Here is a 17525-nt window from a genome sequence, read left to right on the forward strand (position 1 = left end):
GACGGATTGATTACGTCTGGAGCTCGATGCTCGTCTTCGTCGCCACGTCCGGAACCTGTTGTCGCGGCATGTGTTGTCGCGTCACGACGGGTCCGTCCGTTCGAGCGTACTGAGCGTCCTTCGCGCACAGGCGTGTCCGGCCCGTCCCCAGCACCTGGAGACGGGCCGTTCTCTTTTTCCCCACACGCCGGGGCGCTGCATCGAGGTCCCGGCCCTTCCCACCGAGAGACCGGATGCCCCACAACATCTACCCCGACGTGACGCAGCTCATCGGCCGCACGCCCATCGTCCGCCTGTCGCGCATCGGCACGCCGGAGGAGGCCACGCTGCTGGCCAAGGTCGAGTTCTTCAACCCGGGCGGCAGCGTGAAGGACCGCATCGGCCTGGCCATGCTCGAGGACGCGGAGAACCACGGCCGGCTGCGTCCGGGCATGACGATTGTCGAGCCCACCAGCGGCAACACCGGCGTGGCGCTCGCGATGGTCGCCGCGGTGAAGGGCTACCGCATCATCCTCACCATGCCGGAGAGCATGAGCGTGGAGCGCCGGCGCATCCTGGAGGCGTATGGCGCGGAGCTGGTGCTCACCCCCGCGGCCAAGGGCATGAACGGCGCCGTCGAGGCGGCCGACGAGCTGCTCAAGCAGTTGGGCGACAAGGGCTTCATGCCGCAGCAGTTCCGCAACCCGTCCAACCCGGAGATCCACCGCCGCACCACGGCGAAGGAAATCCTGGGCGATCTGGACGTGACGAAGCTGGACGCCTTCGTGGCGGGCATCGGCACGGGCGGCACCATCACCGGCGCGGGCGGTGTGTTGAAGAAGGCCAACCCGCGGCTCCAGGTCATCGCGGTGGAGCCGCTGCGCTCGCCGCTGCTCACCGAGGGCAAGGCGGGGCCGCACCGCATCCAGGGCATCGGCGCCAACTTCGTCCCGGAGGTGCTGGACCGCGCCGTGTACGACGAGGTCATCGACGTGGCGGACGTGGATGCGTACGTGGCCGCGAAGGACCTGGCGCGCAAGGAGGGACTGCTCGTCGGTATCTCCAGCGGCGCGGCGCTGCACGCGGCCCGTCAGGTGGCGCGCCGACTGGGGCCCGGCAAGACGGTGCTCACGGTGCTGCCGGACACCGGTGAGCGTTACTGGAGCTTGTTCGCGGCCTTCGCCGAGGAGCTGGCGAAGACACCGCAGGGAGTCGCTGGATGATTGAGTTGCGCGGTATCAGCAAGGTCTACAGACAGGGCGGGCGCGAGGTGTCTGCGCTCCAGGACGTGACGCTGCGGGTGGACCCGGGCGAGGTGTTCGGCGTGCTCGGGCAGAGCGGCGCCGGCAAGTCCACGCTCATCCGCTGCGTCAACCTGCTGGAGCGCCCCACCCAGGGGCGCGTGCGGGTGAACGGGAAGGAGATGCTGTCGTTGAGTCCCGATGAGCTGCGCCAGGCGCGGCAGGGCATCGGGATGATCTTCCAGCACTTCAACCTGTTCTCCTCGCAGACGGTGGCGCAGAACGTCGCCTACCCGCTGGAGGTGGCGGGCCTGCCGCGCGAGCAGATTCGCGAGCGGGTCGCGGAGCTGCTCTCGCTGGTGGGGCTGTCGGACAAGGCGGACGTGTATCCCTCGCGGCTGTCGGGCGGGCAGAAGCAGCGGGTGGGAATCGCGCGGGCGCTGGCGCCGCGTCCGCGCATCCTGCTGTCGGACGAGGCGACGTCGTCGCTGGACCCGGAGACGACGCGCTCGGTGCTGTCGCTGCTGAAGGACCTGAATCGCCAGCTGGGGCTCACCATCCTGCTCATCACGCACCAGATGGAGGTGGTGAAGGCCATCTGCGACTCGGTGGCGGTGCTGGAGCAGGGCCGGCTGGTGGAGCAGGGCAAGGTGGTGGAGCTCCTGTCGCGGCCGGGCACGCATCTGCATGAGCTGTGCTATCCGCCGTTCGCCACGGGCGAGGCCTCGGTGCTGCGAGGGGGACAGCGGGTGTCGCTGTCCTTGTCGGGTGAGCACTCGACGCGGCCCATCCTGTCCACGCTGGCGCGGCGGTTCGACGTGGACGCGCACCTGTTGGAGGGCTCGCTGGAGCGCGTGGGTGAAGCGCGCGTGGGCCGGCTGTTGTTCGAGCTCACCGGCGCGCCGGACGCGGTGAGCCAGGCGCTGGCGTTCCTGCGTGAGCAGGGCCTGACGTCCGAGGAGGCGGCCCATGCCTGGTGAGCAGCTGGCGCGGGCGCTGTGGGTGGCGACCCTCGAGACGCTCTACATGACGTCGGTGGCCACGGTGCTGGTGGTGGTGCTGGGGCTGCCGCTGGGTGTGCTGCTGGTGCTCACGGACCGGGGCGGACTGTGGGAACGGCCGGCGCTGAACCGCGTGCTGGGCACGTTGGTCAACGTGGGGCGCTCGGTGCCGTTCATCATCTTGATGGTGGCCATCGTCCCGCTGACGCGGTTGCTGGTGGGGACGACCATCGGCACCACGGCGGCCATCGTCCCGCTGGTGGTCGCGGCGATTCCCTTCATGGGTCGGGTGGTGGAGCAGGGGCTGCGCGAGGTGGACGGAGGGCTGGTGGAGGCCGCCATCGCGATGGGCTCCACGCACCGGCGGGTCATCTTCCGGGTGCTGTTGCCGGAGGCCCTGCCGTCTCTCGTGCGCGGCGTCGCGCTCGTGGTTATCAGCCTGCTCGGCTACAGCGCCATGGCGGGCGCCGTGGGCGGAGGTGGGCTGGGAGACCTGGCGGTGAAGTACGGCTACATGCGCTTCCGCACCGACGTCATGTTGGGCTGCCTCGCCGTGTTGCTGGCGCTGGTGCAGCTCGTCCAGTGGCTCGGTGACGGCCTGGCGTCCCGCTTCGACCACACCACGCAGCGTCCCAGCCGCGCACACGAGTGAAATTTCCGCGCGGGTCTGTTGTTGGCCCGCGCCCCTCTCCCCTTCGGACATGCGGAACCCCCACCCCATGAAGCCACCCGCGTCATTCCTGCTCATCCCCCTGGCCTTCGCGGCCGTCTCCGCCGCGTTGCTGGTGGGGACGGGCTGCAAGAAGTCGGAAGCCCCCGCCACCGGCGAGGCCCCTGGCATTCCCACGCTGAAGGTCGGCGTCAACCCGGTGCCGCACGGGGAGATTCTCCGCGCGGCGGTGCCCGTGGCCCTGCGCGACGGCGTGCGCGTGGAGGTGGTGGAGTTCACCGACTACGTGCAGCCCAACATCGCGCTGGCGGACCAGCAGCTCGACGCCAACTACTTCCAGCACGTGCCCTACCTGGAGCGCTTCGCCGAGGACCGGAAGCTGTCCTTGCGCAGCGCGGGCTCGGTGCACCTGGAGCCGCTGGCGCTGTACTCGACGAAGTTCCGTCAGCTCGCGGAGCTGCCCGAGGGCGCGCAGGTGACGATTCCCGCCGACCCGAGCAACGCGTCCCGCGCGCTGCACCTGCTCGCGGACCAGGGGCTGTTGCGGCTGCGCGAGGGCGTGGGCGCCGGCGCCACGTTGCAGGACGTGGTGGGCAATCCTCGCAAGCTGGAGTTGAGGGAGATCGACGCGGAGCAGCAGCCGCGCACGCTGCAGGACGTGGCCGCCGCCGTCATCAACGGCAACTACTTCCTGGAGGCGCAGAAGCACCTGAACCTGGACGCGAAGGTGCTGGCCCGTGAGTCCGCCACGCGCAACCCGTACGCCAACGTGCTCGTCGTGCGGAAGGGTGACGAGGGTAGCCCCGAGGTCCGCACGCTGCTCAAGGCCTTGCAGTCCCAGGAGGTGCGGCGGTTCATCGAGTCGAACTACGGCGGCGCGGTGGTGCCGGCGTTCTGATGGGACGAGCGAGCTACTCCGTGCGCTTGAAGTCGTCGGAGCGTACGCCGTAGCGCTTGAGCAACCGGTGGAGACTCTCGCGCTCCATGCCGGCGCGCTCGGCGGCGTGGGTGACGTTGCCTCCGAACTCCTGCATCAACGCGGTGAGGTACTCGCGCGACACGGTGTCGCGCGCGCCGTCCACGGCTTCGCGGTAGGGCAGCTTCGCGAGGGACTCGGTCGTGGCGCGGACACCCGGGGCGGTGCTGGCCGCGCGGGGCGTTGTCAGCACTTCCGGTGGAAGCTCCTCGGGAGTGATTCGCGTACCCTGCGCCACGGCCACCGCGCGCGCCACGGCGTTCTCGAGCTGACGCACGTTCCCGGGCCACTCGTAGGTGGAGAGCGCGCGCAGCGCCTCGGGCGTGAAGCTGTCCACCTCGGGCCTCCCGGCGCGGGAGAGGAAGTGCATCGCGAGCAGCGGGATGTCCTCGCGTCGCTCTCGCAGCGAGGGCAGTCGCACCGTCACCACGTTGAGGCGGTAGTAGAGGTCCTCGCGGAAGCGGCCCGCGGACACCTCGGCGGACAGGTCGCGATGCGTGGCGGCGACGACGCGCACGTCCACCTTCACTGGCGTGGTGGTGCCCACGCGGCGGACCTCCCGCTCCTGGAGCGCGCGGTTGAGCTTCACCTGCACCGGCAGCGGCAGGTCTCCAATCTCGTCGAGGAAGAGCGTGCCGCCGTGGGCCTCCTCGAAGAGGCCGGGCTTGGCCACCGTGGCGCCGGTGAACGCGCCCTTGGCGTGGCCGAAGAGCTCGCTCTCCACGAGCTCCGCGGGCAACGCGCCACAGTTCACCGCGACGAAGGGCTTCGAGGCCCGGGGGCTCTCGCGATGCACCGCGCGCGCGGCGAGCTCCTTGCCCGTGCCGGTCTCTCCCGTGAGGAGCACGGTGAGGTCCCTGGCGGCCACCTGGGACAAGAGGCCGTGCAGCGCGCGCATCGCGGGGCTCTCGCCGAGCATGCCGTGGAGGCCGGGGGCCACCGCGAGGCGTGCCTTCAGGGACGAGACCTCGCGGCCCTGGCGGCGCTTCTCCAGCGCGCGGGCCACGACGAGCGCGACCTCGTCCGGGTCGAAGGGCTTGGAGAGGTAGTCGTAGGCGCCCTCCTTGATGGCCTCGACGGCCTTCGGGATGCTCGCGAAGGCGGTGACGAGGAGGACCTCTGTCTCGGGGGCGCGGCGCTTCACCTCGCGCAGCACGGCGAAGCCATCCGCGCCCGGCATCTGGATGTCGGTGACCACCACGTCGAAGTCGCGCGAGGCGAGGCAGGCGAGGGCCTGCTCTCCATCCGCGGCCTCCGTCACGGCGTAGGCGTCTCCGAGCATGCGCGAGAACAGCTTGCGCATGTTCTCCTTGTCGTCGACGACGAGGACGGTGGGCTTGTTGGAGGAGCTCATGACATGGCCTCCCGCTCCGCGGACACGGGGGGCAGGCGGAGGGTGAAACGTGCGCCGCCGAGAGGGCCGGTGTCGGCCTCGATGCGGCCACCGTGGGCCTCGGCGATGGCCTGGCTCACGGCGAGGCCCAGTCCGGTGCCCGTGGACTTGGTGGTGAAGAAGGGTTCGAAGAGGCGACGTCGGTCCTCGGGCTTCACGCCCGGGCCGGAGTCGGAGACGGCCACGGTGGCGCCGCCATCCTGGGAGGGCGCGATGTGGACCTCGACGGTGCCGCCGTTTCCTGCGGCCTCGGCGGCGTTCTTCACGAGGTTGAGGAGCACCTGGCGCAGGCGCGAGGGCTGCGCCCAGACATTCGCCGCGCCATCCACGCGCACCTGGACCTGGCCGAGTCGCTCGGCCTCACGCAGCCGGGCCACCACGTCCTCGCACGTCTCCCGCAGGGGGAGCTGCTCCACGGGGCCCTGGCCCGGCCGGGACAGGTCGAGCAGTCCCTCGACAATCTGCTGACAGCGCACCGCCTCCTCCTCCACCACTTTCAGGTCCTCCGCGAGGGCGCCCTCCGCCTTGCGCTGGAGGATGCGCACATAGCCGAGGATGACGCCGAGCGGGTTGTTGATTTCGTGGGCGACGCCCGCGGCGAGTCGGCCCACGCTGGCGAGCTTCTCGTGTTGGACGAGCTGGGCCTGATGGGTGCGGAGGGCCTCGGTCATGCGGTTGAACTGCGCGGCGAGTCGGCCGAGCTCTCCGGGGTCGTCCTCGGGGATGCGGGTGTCGAGGTTGCCTTCGGCGAGCCGAGCGGCGCCCTCGGAGAGACGTGCGACGGGGCGGGCGACGGAGTTGCCGATGTAGATGCCCACGCCGACGGCGAAGAGGGTGGCGCCACCGAGCAGGAGCAGGGCCCAGCGGAAGCTGGTGTGCTCGACGGCGGCGACGTGCTCCTCGAACGAGCCGATGGAGGTATCGAAGCGGCGGGCGAGGGCCTCGGCGCGAGCCTGGATGAGGGAGACGCGCTCGAGTGCTCGACCGTGGGCGGAGGTGACGGTGGCGTGGTCCTTGGCGAGGACGGCGGGGAGGAGGGTCTCACGGTAGAGGCGGTCCAGCGCGTCACCGTTCTCCTGGATGTCCGCCACCCAGGCGCGCTCCTCGGCGTCCTGAGCCTGCTCGCGGAGCCGGCGGGTGAGCTCCTCGACGCGGGCGCGCGACTCCTCGTGGAAGTGAACGTGGCTGGCGTTGCCGAGGATGATGGTGTGGGCCAGGTGGGCGTACTGGTCGCGTACGGCGGTGGCGAGCTCGAGGGCTTCGCGGACACGGCCGCCGGCCTCGCGCAGCTCGTGGGAGCCATCGTGGATGTCCGCCAGCCGGGCGAGCGCGAAGCCCGAGGCCGCGGTGAACAGCGCCACCAACGCACCGAAGGCGAGCAGCAGCTTGCGAGTCGTGGAGCCGGAGGTCGGAAGCATCGGGCTCTATATAAGGGAGAGCGGGGCCGTGTGGGCGGGATGCAGGTAGAGGGGCGTCGAGCATGCGGGCGCTCTCGCGGAGAGATTCTCCCTGTCGGCGCGTGCACAGTCTGAGGCATCCCACCCTTGAGGTCAGCTCCCGGACGGACCACCTGGGATAGAATCCACGTGGTCGTTTCCTGCGCCGGGGGGCACCGCGATGACGTGGCCGACCATCCGGGTCTGTGCGCTGTCCTGCGCCCTGCTGGGCTGTCCCGAGGTGCATCGGCGTGACGGGCTCGTGGACCGGGCTGCGCACAGGGACTCGCTGGAGAACATCCCCACGCGGTGCACCAGCAAGGAACGTGAGCTGTATTGCGGCGGCAAGGCACCGGACGACCCCGAGTGCATCCAGCACTGTGGTGAGCCCGAATGAACTGGCGCTCTTTCGCAGGCCTGATAGCCGCGCTGCTGCTTCCCCTGCCGCTCGTCCTTCTCTTCGCGAGCGCACTGCGCACCGAACGCACGGAATCGATTCACGGTCGTCAGGTCAGCCCAATCCTCTCCGAGGAGGTTCGCGGTCAGCTCAGGACCTACCACCGCAACTGCCGGGACAGTTCCGGCTGCGTGCCCCCCCTCGGCTGCCTCATGGATGCGCGCGCGCATGCCCAGTACTGCGCCGACAGCCAGTGCCTCGCGGATTCGCAATGTCCAGACGGACAGATCTGCCAGCTCCTCGCGACGGAGGGCGATGGGCCCTTCGTCCGGCACTGTCTCCCCATCGGCCTCCGCGGCGAAGGCGAACCCTGCGTCAAGGTCCCAGCCACGCTCGAAGAGGCCTGTGCCCGTGGCCTGACCTGCGGCGGCCGAACCGGCTTCTGCGGACGTCCCTGCGCGCCCACCTCTCCCAACGACTGCGGCTCAGGCTTCTTCTGCGCGGACACGCTCCCTGTCCCCGTCTGTCTCCCTTCATGCGAGCAGATCACCTGTCCCGAAGGGCAGCACTGCATCCGGCACGAAGAAGGAGCCTCCGCTTGTGCTCACGTCTTGGGACCTCAGTGCCAGACCACCCCATGCCCTCACGGACAAACCTGTCGAGTCATCCAAGCGCCACAGCAGCCGGACCGCATCTGGTCCGAGTGTGAGCAGCGCTGCGGCGACCGCTTCCCTCCCTGCCCCGACGCCCAGGTCTGCGACGGCTGGTCCTGCAAACAGCCTTGCGACCCCAAGGGCCCCAACACCTGCGACGAGGGCTATCGCTGCTTCCAGCGTCGTCCCTCCAGCCCCTGGGTCTGTCACCCCGACTGGTGACCCGAGTCATCAGGTGATGCCCGTCGTCATCGCACCGTGCTCGCGCGTCACCGTGCACGAGCATCCCAAACCCCTGATTTCCCACGGGAGGTAACGCCCCGCCCCGCGCGTCCCTCAGTGGCACAGCTCCTGCTCAATCCCCCCCCAGGTCGCGCAACGCAGCGCCCGCCCCACTCCCCCGAGGCCGACATGTCCATCGCCATCCAGAACCGCTCGCCCCTCCCGCGCACGTCCTGCCTCGAGCCCACCTCCTCCCTCCCCCAGTCCACTCCGACGCCCCGCGCCGGCAATGACGTCCAGCGCAAGCTCCAGGCCGACTCCTTCGAGCAGGGCGACCTCGCGAAGCTCCAGGCCCAACTGTCCCAGCTCCTCGGCGGACTCACGCAACAGCTCCAGTCGCTCGGTGTCCAGGCCCCCGCGTCCCTCGGCGGTGAAGCACCTCCCGCACCCGCGAGCATCTCCGCCCAGAAGCCCTCCGCGCCCAGCCTCGCCGCCAAGGCCGCCGAAGCCCCGCGCACCCACCCCACCAGCGACGCGGGCCCCGGTTTCGGCGCGCCCTCCGCCGGCTCCACCGTGCCCGCGCCCGTCGACCAGCCGTGGCTCGCCAAGAACAACGTCGGTGCGCCCTACAACAGCAACATCCAGCTCATCGACCCGGGCCAGAAGGACCAGTTCAAGTACACCAACACCTTCACCAACAGCACGAACCAGCCCCAGACCATCACCCTCTGGAACAAGACCGGCGAGCACGGCGGCCCCAACGACGGCCAGCACTTCGACAAGAGCACGCCCAAGACCTTCACCCTGCAGCCCGGCCAATCCCAGCTCGTCGCCTTCGACACCAACACCAGCGTCGCCTGGTGCGTCTCCAAGGACGGCACCGCCAACCCCAGCGCCAACTACGGACAGACCTGGGGCGAGGCCTCCTTCGGCCACGCCGCCACCGGCTGGAGCGGCTACGACACCAGCCAAATCAGCCCCGCCGGCCACCAGGGAAAGATGTCCATCTCCAACCAGGCCACCGGCGCCAAGGTGACAGAGGCCAACGCCTGGCAGACCCCCTCCGACAGCCCCGTCGGCCGCGACGTCGGCGTCCCCGCCGGCCCCCTCCACCTGTCCACCGTCTTCAGCTGAGCCGCGCCCTCGTCACCCAGGCAGCTTCGACAGGAACGACAGCAGCGCCGCGTTCACCTCCGCGGGTCGCTCCTGCGGCGCCCAGTGCCCCGCCTCCGGGATGACCCGCACCTCCGTCAACCCCGGCACCAGCGCCTTCATCGGCTCGAGCGGCGCCAACAGGCGCCCCGGGTCCTTCTCCCCCGTGATGAACAACGCGGGCTGCTCGATTCGCGCCGTCGCCAGCTCGGGCAGCTCCTCCCAGTCCCGGTCCATGTTCCGATAGCGATTCAAGCCGCCTCGGAAACCACTCCGCTCGAACTCCCCCGCGAAGTACGCGACGTCCTCCTCCGAGAGCCACGCCGGCAACGACGCGGGCGGCGGCGTGAGGAAGCCATCTCCAGGCTTCTTCGCACGCACCGCCCCCGCGCCCAGGTCGAAGCCCGGCTCCCCCGCCAGGATCGTGCGCATCGTCCGGGGCACGTCTGCCTCCAGCTCCGCCTCCGCGACGCCCGGCTCCTGGAAGTACAGGATGTAGAACCACTTCCCCGCGAACGCCCCCTGGAAGAGCTGCGTCGGAGGCATCGGCGTGCGCCCCAGGTGCGGCACGCTCATCCCGACCACCGCGCGGAAGCGCTCCGGATGCAGCGCCGCGCACGTCCACGCCATCGCGGAGCCCCAGTCGTTCCCCACCACCACCGCGCGCTCCTCGCCCAGCGCATCGAGCAGCCCCACCGCGTCGGCGACCAGCTGCTTCATGCTGTACGCCTCGACCGCCGCGGGCCTGTCGCTGCGCCCATAGCCTCGGATGTCGGGCGCCACGGCGTGATACCCCGCCGCCGCGAGCGCGATGAGCTGGTGCCGCCACGAGTACCAGGACTCCGGCCACCCATGCAGCAGCAACACCAGCGGCCCCGTCCCCGCCTCCGCGACGTGAAGCCGGATGCCGTTCGTCTCCACCGTGCGATGCGTGATGTCGCTCATGTCGACTCCTCCTTCGGTTCACTTCCGCCTCGGCGCCGAGGCCCTGGATGATTCGCGCGGACACGGCCGTCCCGTCCCCGCCCACTCTTGCCGAGCGACACCCCCATGTCATTCCCCTTGCGCCCCCACCGGCCCGCGAGCATGAGAGCCCACAGGGGCGCCACCCGCGCCCGCTCCCGAGGAGTTCCTTCCGAATGACGACGCGCTTCAAGAACCTGGATGGCAGCGGCCCCCAGCCGTTCGGCACCGTCTTCAAGTGGGCAGTCGCCGACAAGCTCGCCGGCCGTCGCCGCAAGTCCCCCGACCACGCCCCCGTGCCTCGCGTGGAGCCGGACCTCGCCCTGCTCCACACGCCCCCGGCGCCAGGTGAAGGCGCGCGGCTGACCTGGCTGGGCCACGCCAGCTGGCTCGTCCAGTTGGACGGCCTGTCGCTCCTCATCGACCCCGTGCTGCGCGACGCCATCAACGTGGTCATCCGCCGCAACGTCCCGCCCGGCGTTCCCATCGACCAGCTACCGCCCATCGCCACAAGCCTCGTCTCCCACAACCACTACGACCACCTGGACCTGCCCACCCTCCTCGACGTGGGCGCGCCCATCGTCACCGGCCTGGGCCATGCGCCCGTCTTCAAGGGCACGCGCCTGGGCGTCACCGAGCTCAACTGGTGGCAGTCCACGAAGGTCGGCCCCGTCACCGTGCACTTCGTCCCCGCCCAGCACTGGAGCCGCCGCGGCCTCAACGACGCCAACCAGATGCTCTGGGGCGGCTTCGTCGTGGAGGGCTCCACGGCCCGCGTCTACCACTCGGGCGACACCGCCTGGTTCGACGGCTTCGCCGACATCGGCAAGCGCTTCCCCCGGCTCGACGCCGCGCTGTTGCCTATTGGCGCGTACGACCCGGAGTGGTTCATGAGCCGCCAGCACATGAACCCCGAGGACGCGGCGCGCGCCTACGACGCGCTCGGCGCGAAGCGCTTCCTCGCGATGCACTGGGGCACCTTCAAGCTCACCGATGAGCCGCTCGACGAGCCGCCCCGCCGCCTGGACACCGAGTGGAACCGCCGGGGCTGGCCGCGCGAGGACCTGCACGTGTTGCCGGTGGGAGGAACGCTCACGGTGCGCGCCGGTTGAATCACACCGGAGCCTGTGCTGTGGAAAGCCCATGCTCCTCGCCACCGCCCTGTCCCTGGCGCTCACCCAGGCGCCGCCACCCCTCACCACCGTGTCCGAGCAGAGCGGCTGGGTCCGCACCGGCCGCTACTCCGAGGTGGAGGCGCTCTGCCGCGCCTTCCCCAAGGCCTACCCCGGCAAGGTGCGCTGCGACACCTTCGGCACCACGCCCGAGGGCAGGCCCATGCTCGCGCTCGTCGCCAGCGCCGACGGCGCCCTCACCCCCGCCGCGAACAAGAAGAAGAACCGCCCCGTCGTCTTCTTCCAGGGCGGCATCCACGCGGGCGAAATCGACGGCAAGGACGCGGGCTTCGCGCTGCTGCGCGACATCCTGTCCGGCAAGACGCTGCCCGGCGTGCTCAAGGGCGTCACCGCCGTGTTCGTCCCCGTCTTCAACGTGGACGGCCACGAGCGCTTCGCCCCCAACCACCGCCCCAACCAGGTGGGCCCCGAGGAGATGGGCTGGCGCGCCACCGCGTCGAACCTCAACCTCAACCGCGACTACGTCAAGGCCGAGGCCCCGGAGATGGTGGCCCTGCTGCGCTACCTCCACACGTGGGACGCGCTCGTGTACGCGGACCTGCACGTCACCGACGGCGCCAAGTTCCAGCCCGACGTCTCCGTCGGCATCGAGCCGCAGCAGTCGGGGCCCCAGGCCCTGCGCGCCCTCGGCGTGAAGCTGCGCGAGGAGCTCTTCCAGGAGCTGGAGAAGGAGGGCCACCAGCCGCTCGAGTTCTACCCGTCCTTCCTCGAGGACGACGACCCGGCCTCCGGCTTCGCCTACGGCGTCCCCACGCCGCGCTTCAGCCACGCCTACGCCGCCGCGCACCACCGCTTCGGCGTGCTGGTGGAGACGCACTCGTGGAAGCCCTACGCCGTGCGCGTGAAGGCCACGCGGGACGTCGTCGCGGGGCTGTTGCGCCTGGTCTCCCGGGACGGCGCCACGCTGCTCGCCGCCGTGAAGGCCGCCGACGCCGAGGCCCAGGCCGGCAAGGTGCGCGACGTGGTGCTCGCGTGGAAGAGCACGAAGAAGAGCCGCGTCCTCCCATTCAAGGGCTACGCCTACGAGCGCGGGCCGTCCGAGGTCTCCGGCCAGACGTGGATTCGCTACGACGACACGAAGCCGCAGGTGTGGAACGTGCCCTACTTCGACACCGTGGAGCCCGCGCTCACCGTGAGCATGCCCGCGGGCGGGTACGTGGTGCCGCCCGCCCACGCGGCCTGGGTCGCCGAGAAGCTCACCACCCACGGCCTCACCTTCCAGCGCCTCACGCGCGCCTCACCCACCACCGACGTGGAGGTCTTCCGCGCCACCGAGCTGAAGTGGGGCACACAGTCCAACGAGGGACGCCAGACGCTGTCGGTCAAGGGCGCGTGGGAGAAGCAGTCGCGCGAGCTCCCCGCGGGCTCGCTGTACGTGCCCAGCGCCCAGCCCGGCGTGGAGCTGGTGGCGCACCTGTTCGAGCCCTCGGGCTCCGACTCACTGCTCGCGTGGGGCTTCTTCAACCCCCACTTCGAGCAGAAGGAATACATCGAGGACTACGTGCTGGAGCCCTTCGCCCGCGAGCTGCTGGCCAGGGACGCCGCCGTGAAGGCCGAGTGGGACGCGAAGCTCAAGGACCCGGCCTTCGCCAAGGACCCGCGCGCCCGGCTGCGCTTCTTCTACGAGCGCCACCCCGCCCGCGACACGCGGCTGCGCGTCTACCCCGTGGTGCGCACCGCCGCCGCGCCAACGGCCTCGCGCTGAGACACGACGGCCCCGGAGGCAGGTGAGCCTCCGGGGCCGCGGTACTTGCTTCGACCCGCTCCCGAGTCACCCCGGGAGCGGGCCACCTCCCACGCCGGCCCCCGCCTCACGACGAGGGGCCGACGCGCGGAGGGGCTGCATCAGCCGATGACGCCCTCGCAGGCGCAGAGGCTGGGGTTGCACACCGTGTTCGACGGGCAGCCGCCGCAGTCCGGCTTGCACGCGCACGAGCAGGACGCCGCGTCCGGCTGCGCGGTGGGGCCGCAGTTCAGCGTCGACGTGTCACACGCGCAGGCGCACACGTTCGGGTCGAACTTGTAGCCCGCCGCGCACGTGGCCGTCTGGACGCACGAGCAACTGCACGTCGCCGTGTTGCACGACTCGTAGGTGCCGCACGTGCCACCGCAGTCCGGCGCGCACGTGAAGGAGCACACCGCCGGGTCCGTGTTGCAGACCTGGCCCGAGGCGCCGCCACCACCGCAGTCCGACGGGCACTCGCACTTGTCCGTGGTGCGGTTGCACGACAGCTTGCCGTCGCAGTAGTCGGCCTCGGTCGCGTCGTAGTACGGGTCATTGCGGCACGGGGGCGGCACGCCGTTGGGGTTCGTCGTGCGGTCGCTCCAGTAGCGGTAGGAGACCGCGGCCTGGGTGTTGTCCGCCTGCGGGCGGCAGCCACCGAAGAACGACAGCGTGCGGTTGATGCCGTCCACGTCGAAGCCGTGGGTGCGGCTGCGCGGCAGGTCCGCCGGCGTAGGGCACGTGGTGGGGTTGGCCACCGCGCCCACGGACACCTTCACCGAGGCGCCGATGGGCGGCTGCTGCGTGCGGTGACCCACCGACGCGATGACGCTGTCCACGATGCCGTTGATGGTCGTGGTGATGGAGCCCGCGTTGCGGATGGAGCCCACCACGCCGCCCGTCGCCTGGATGATGTCCAGGTGCTTCGGGTTGCGCGGGTCCTCCTGCGGGTGGCACCAGGTAGACGTGTCGTTGGTGGCCAGCTCCGGCGGGCAGATGATGCCGTGGACCTGGATGACCTGCCCCAGCGGGTTCCTCGTGGCCGCCGTGGTGCCCGTGCCCTTGAAGTACTGCTCGAAGATGGCGATGGAATCCGTCGAGTAGTCATGCGTGTCCGTCAGGATGACGACCACCACCTTCGCGCCGGGGCGAACCTTGGACGGGGACGACGTCCCGTCCGGCGCGAGCGGGCCGTTGAGCGCGGCCCGGGCCGCGTCCATCGGCTTCTCGCTCCCCCAGCCCTCCACGTTCACCCAGCAGCCCTGGTTGTTCGAGCACGTCGTGGCAGGCGTGCCAGCCGGGATGGTGACCCCGGAGCACTGCCCCCCGCTGCACGTGCTGTCGCTCGTCAGCCAGGCGCGGAACTGGTTCATGTTCGTGGTGAAGCCGCGCACGACATTGCGGTTGGCGTGGTTGCTGGCCGTGGAGGTGTAGCTGGTGGTGACCATCGCCAGGCGCCAGTCCAACGTGGAGTTGGACAGCTTGTTCGCCACGGCGGTGGCCGCGTCGGCCAGCGACTGCTGCGAGTCGCGCATGGAGCCGGAGTCATCCACCACGAACAGGAAGTCCACCACCGCCGCGCGCGTGCTGAACAGCTCGCACTGCACCGCGTCCGCGTCACCGAACTGCGCCAGCGACGAGCCGCCCGCCGTGTCCGTCAGGGCGAACAGGCTGCCGTTCTCGTTGTAGCGGGACGTGGGGGTGATGGCGAGCACCACCAGCACGCTGTCGTTGGAGCGGTGGACGTACTGGCCCTGCAGGGTGAACGGACCGGTGATGCCCGCGGTGCCCGCGAGCGAGCCCGTGCTGTTGGGCACCATCGAGCGCACCAGCGTGTTGGTGAGGGCCTTCAGGTCCTGCGTGCCCGCCAGGGTGTAGCGCGCCGACAGCGCGGCGTAGCCATCCCAGGTGGTGAACGTCTGCGACACCTCGCGCGCCGCGGTGTTGAACGACGCGCCGCGGATGGCGGCCTCGTCGCCCGTGGGCGTGGTGGAGCCGCCCGCCTGGCCGCGCTTGTACGCAATCACCGTCACCTGCCGGGTGTCGTCCCAGCCGATGACGCCCACCGTGGAGCCCGCCACGGTGATGTTGGTGAGGTTGGCGTCCTTGAAGGTGGCCGGCAGCGCGAGCCGGATGTCCGCGCCGTTCTCCTCCTTGAAGGTCACCGGGCGCAGGTTCGACGCGCGGCACGCCTGGCCCGCGGGGGTGTTGGGCGCGCCGTCCGCCGGGTTGTTCGGGTCCAGCTCGCCCGGGTCCACCTGGCCGTTCTGGTTCGCGTCCTCGGCGCCGTCGGCGATGCCGTCACCGTCCGAGTCGGGGTTGTTCGGGTTCGTCGTGCTGGAGGGCTGCGCGTCGCCGGAGTAGCCGCAGTCCTTGCGGGGCGCGTTGGCCGTCGTCACGCCGCGCTCCAGGCCGTCGCGCAGACCGTCGCCGTCCGTGTCCGGGTTGGTGGGGTCGGTCTCGTTGCCGTCCACCTTGCCGTTGCCGTTGGCGTCCTCGCCGAGGAAGCCGTCGCGGCCCGGGCCGTCCTGCAGACCGTCGCAGTCCGTGTCCGTCAGGCGCGGGTCGGTCTCGTTCGCGTCCACCTTGCCGTTCTTGTTCTCGTCCTCGACGCCGTCGGGCAGGCCGTCACCGTCCGTGTCCGCCTTGTTCGGGTCCGTGCCGGTGGCGATCTCCACCGAGTCCGGGATGCCGTCGAAGTCCGCGTCGGGGATGGAGGCGGCGCAGTCGCGCACCTTCGGGTCCGTCTCACCGGGGTCCACCACGCCGTTGCGGTTGCGGTCCTCGTCGCCGTCCGCGCACGAGTCGCCGTCCGTGTCGGGCTTGAGCGGGTCGGTGCCCATCTGGATTTCCAACCCGTCCTGCAGGCCGTCGCCGTCGGTGTCGCGCTTGCGCGGGTCCGTCTCTCCGGGGCTCACCGTGCCGCTCTTGTTCGCGTCCTCCACGCCGTCGGGGATGCCGTCGCCGTCCGAGTCGATGGCGTTGGGGTCCGTCTCACCCGGGTCGCGGCGACCATTGCGGTTGGTGTCCTCCAGACCGTCCGGGATTCCGTCGCCGTCCGTGTCCGCCTTCACGGGGGAGGTGCGCGAGTCCGGGTCCAGGTCCGCGCGGAAGGAGCAGTTGGGATCAACGCTGCTGGTGCGGCCGACCTCGACGCCGTCACGGATTCCGTCGCCGTCGGTGTCACGCAGGCCCGGGTCCGTCTTCAACCCACCGGGATAGACGTTGGCGAACTCCTCCGCGTCCGTCAGGCCGTCGCAGTCGGAGTCCTTGGTCGGGTTCTTCGTGTCGTTCACATCCGTGGGAACACGACCCGGGTCCGGGTCCGGGTCCGGCTCGACGCCCGCGTCCTCCGGCGGCGGCGGGCCCGCATCCGTGCCACTGTCCGGGTTGTTCGTCCCGCCATCGTCTGTGTTGTCGGGAGGGTTGGGGTCGGGGTCAGATCCACCGCAGCCGGCCAGCAACGAAGCTGACACGAGCACGCAGGCGATGAGCCGGGTGAGGGGCTTGCGCATCATTCGACTCCAGGGCCCTGACTCCGGGGGGGTATTGGATGAGCCAGGGGGAATCCGAAGTCTATGAAGAGTCGGGCCCTCGGGTCAGCGTCTATTCCCCTGCGTACGAGTTTACCGTCGCTCTTCGTATGCTCTCTGTTCACCGTCATGGACGGATTGCCGCGTGACTGTTTGCGAACAGTGTTCGCGCCCTGGGAGGCGTCGGTTATCGTCTCTTTCGTGCCTGTCTTCGGTCTCGCGGCGTTGTGGAATGGAAGGGCCTCGCCCGAGCTCGCGGCGGCGGTGGTGGAGGGCTTGGGCAAGCTGTTGCCTACCGCGCAATCGATGCAGCTCGTCGTGGCGATGCAGGCGGAGCAGGCCGGCGTGGAGCTGAAGGTGGAGGCGCCGGGCTATCCGCGCACGTCCGTCGAGCAGCTCGCGGACGAGGTGAAGAAGAGCGGCGGGACGTTCGTGGAGTTGTGGCGTCTGCCCAAGGCGGAGCGGGATGCGTTCCGCAACACCACCTTCGCGAAGGGGCGCACGTTCGGAGGCGAGGAGCGCGCCCTGGCGGCGCGCACGCTGGCGCAGCACGTGAGCGCGCTGGCGACGCGGCCGGAGCCCACCGCCGGGCCCGTGGCGCCCGCCGGGCCCGCGCCCGTCGCGACGTCGGAGGAGGACCCGCGCAAGGTGCCCGCGGCGCCGCCGGGGAGTCCGCAGCGGCGGGGGCGGCGCTTCGCGGTGCGGCTGGAGCTGGCGTTCCGCACGGAGCTGGACTTCGTGCGTGAGCATGCGCTGAACATCTCCAACGGCGGGTTGTTCGTGCGCACCGCGCACCGGCCTCCTCCCGACAGCGTCGTCACGGTGGACGTGACGTTGCCCAACGGCGAGCACCTGCAGGGCGAGGCGGTGGTGGTGCACGTGGTGGATGACCCGTACAACGGCGGCGTGGGACTGGCGTTCCTGAGTGACGACGCCACCTTCTCGCGGACGCTCGACGGCTATCTGGCGAGCCTGGTGGGTGGGGCGGGATAG

Annotated in this window: 13 protein-coding genes; 9 read left to right on the forward strand and 4 right to left on the reverse strand. The window is 70.4% G+C overall.

The features are described from left to right. The first annotated feature begins 233 nt into the window (after positions 1–233). The 4 genes from cysK (at position 234) to VZQ01_RS13940 (ending at position 3789) form a co-directional block, all read left to right on the forward strand. Positions 234–1202: a cysteine synthase A gene (cysK, locus tag VZQ01_RS13925; RefSeq protein ID WP_267698011.1), complete on the forward strand. Its 969-nt coding sequence runs from the start codon at positions 234–236 to the stop codon at positions 1200–1202. Then, positions 1199–2200 carry a methionine ABC transporter ATP-binding protein gene (locus VZQ01_RS13930; protein WP_426748061.1) on the forward strand — a complete coding sequence of 334 codons (1002 nt, stop codon included), beginning with the start codon at positions 1199–1201 and terminating at the stop codon, positions 2198–2200. The genes cysK and VZQ01_RS13930 overlap by 4 nt, the downstream gene beginning before the upstream one ends. Continuing rightward, entirely contained in the window at positions 2190–2873 is a 684-nt protein-coding gene (locus VZQ01_RS13935; protein ID WP_267698013.1) for a methionine ABC transporter permease, read from the forward strand. Before VZQ01_RS13930 ends, VZQ01_RS13935 begins: the two co-directional genes overlap by 11 nt. 67 nt (positions 2874–2940) lie before the next feature. After that, positions 2941–3789, forward strand: a complete 849-nt coding sequence (locus VZQ01_RS13940) for a MetQ/NlpA family ABC transporter substrate-binding protein (RefSeq protein WP_426748062.1) — start codon at positions 2941–2943, stop codon at positions 3787–3789. 13 nt (positions 3790–3802) lie between these two features. Here the strand turns inward: VZQ01_RS13940 and VZQ01_RS13945 are convergent, their stop codons facing one another. After that, positions 3803–5221 carry a sigma-54-dependent transcriptional regulator gene (locus VZQ01_RS13945; RefSeq protein WP_267698015.1) on the reverse strand — a complete coding sequence of 473 codons (1419 nt, stop codon included), beginning with the start codon at positions 5219–5221 and terminating at the stop codon, positions 3803–3805. Further along, a complete protein-coding gene (locus tag VZQ01_RS13950) occupies positions 5218–6678 on the reverse strand; it encodes a sensor histidine kinase (RefSeq protein WP_408888090.1) in 1461 nt (486 codons plus the stop codon). Before VZQ01_RS13950 ends, VZQ01_RS13945 begins: the two co-directional genes overlap by 4 nt. 199 nt (positions 6679–6877) lie before the next feature. Between VZQ01_RS13950 and VZQ01_RS13955 the strand changes: the two genes are divergently transcribed. Next, on the forward strand, positions 6878–7093 hold the full coding sequence (locus VZQ01_RS13955; RefSeq protein WP_223746054.1) for a hypothetical protein: 216 nt from the start codon (positions 6878–6880) through the stop codon (positions 7091–7093). A 1064-nt stretch (positions 7094–8157) separates the two neighbouring features. Continuing rightward, entirely contained in the window at positions 8158–9102 is a 945-nt protein-coding gene (locus VZQ01_RS13960; protein WP_426748063.1) for a hypothetical protein, read from the forward strand. Positions 9103–9114: 12 nt separating this feature from the next. On the opposite strand, the gene VZQ01_RS13965 is transcribed toward VZQ01_RS13960, so the two are convergent. After that, on the reverse strand, positions 9115–10065 hold the full coding sequence (locus tag VZQ01_RS13965; protein ID WP_426748064.1) for an alpha/beta fold hydrolase: 951 nt from the start codon (positions 10063–10065) through the stop codon (positions 9115–9117). 194 nt (positions 10066–10259) lie between these two features. On the opposite strand from VZQ01_RS13965, the gene VZQ01_RS13970 reads away from it, so the two are divergent. Both VZQ01_RS13970 and VZQ01_RS13975 read left to right on the forward strand, forming a co-directional pair. Continuing rightward, positions 10260–11195 (forward strand): MBL fold metallo-hydrolase, encoded by a 936-nt coding sequence (locus VZQ01_RS13970; RefSeq protein WP_426748065.1) that lies wholly within the window; start codon positions 10260–10262, stop codon positions 11193–11195. A gap of 31 nt (positions 11196–11226) precedes the next feature. Further along, positions 11227–12981: a M14 family zinc carboxypeptidase gene (locus VZQ01_RS13975; protein ID WP_426748066.1), complete on the forward strand. Its 1755-nt coding sequence runs from the start codon at positions 11227–11229 to the stop codon at positions 12979–12981. A 140-nt stretch (positions 12982–13121) separates the two neighbouring features. Here the strand turns inward: VZQ01_RS13975 and cglD are convergent, their stop codons facing one another. Beyond that, entirely contained in the window at positions 13122–16514 is a 3393-nt protein-coding gene (gene cglD / locus VZQ01_RS13980) for an adventurous gliding motility lipoprotein CglD (protein WP_426748067.1), read from the reverse strand. A gap of 219 nt (positions 16515–16733) precedes the next feature. Between cglD and VZQ01_RS13985 the strand changes: the two genes are divergently transcribed. Beyond that, positions 16734–17525, forward strand: coding sequence for a TIGR02266 family protein (locus VZQ01_RS13985; RefSeq protein ID WP_426748068.1), 792 nt, complete (start codon positions 16734–16736; stop codon positions 17523–17525).

It is taken from the genome of Myxococcus faecalis (genome assembly GCF_050039385.1).
GTDB lineage: Bacteria > Myxococcota > Myxococcia > Myxococcales > Myxococcaceae > Myxococcus > Myxococcus fulvus.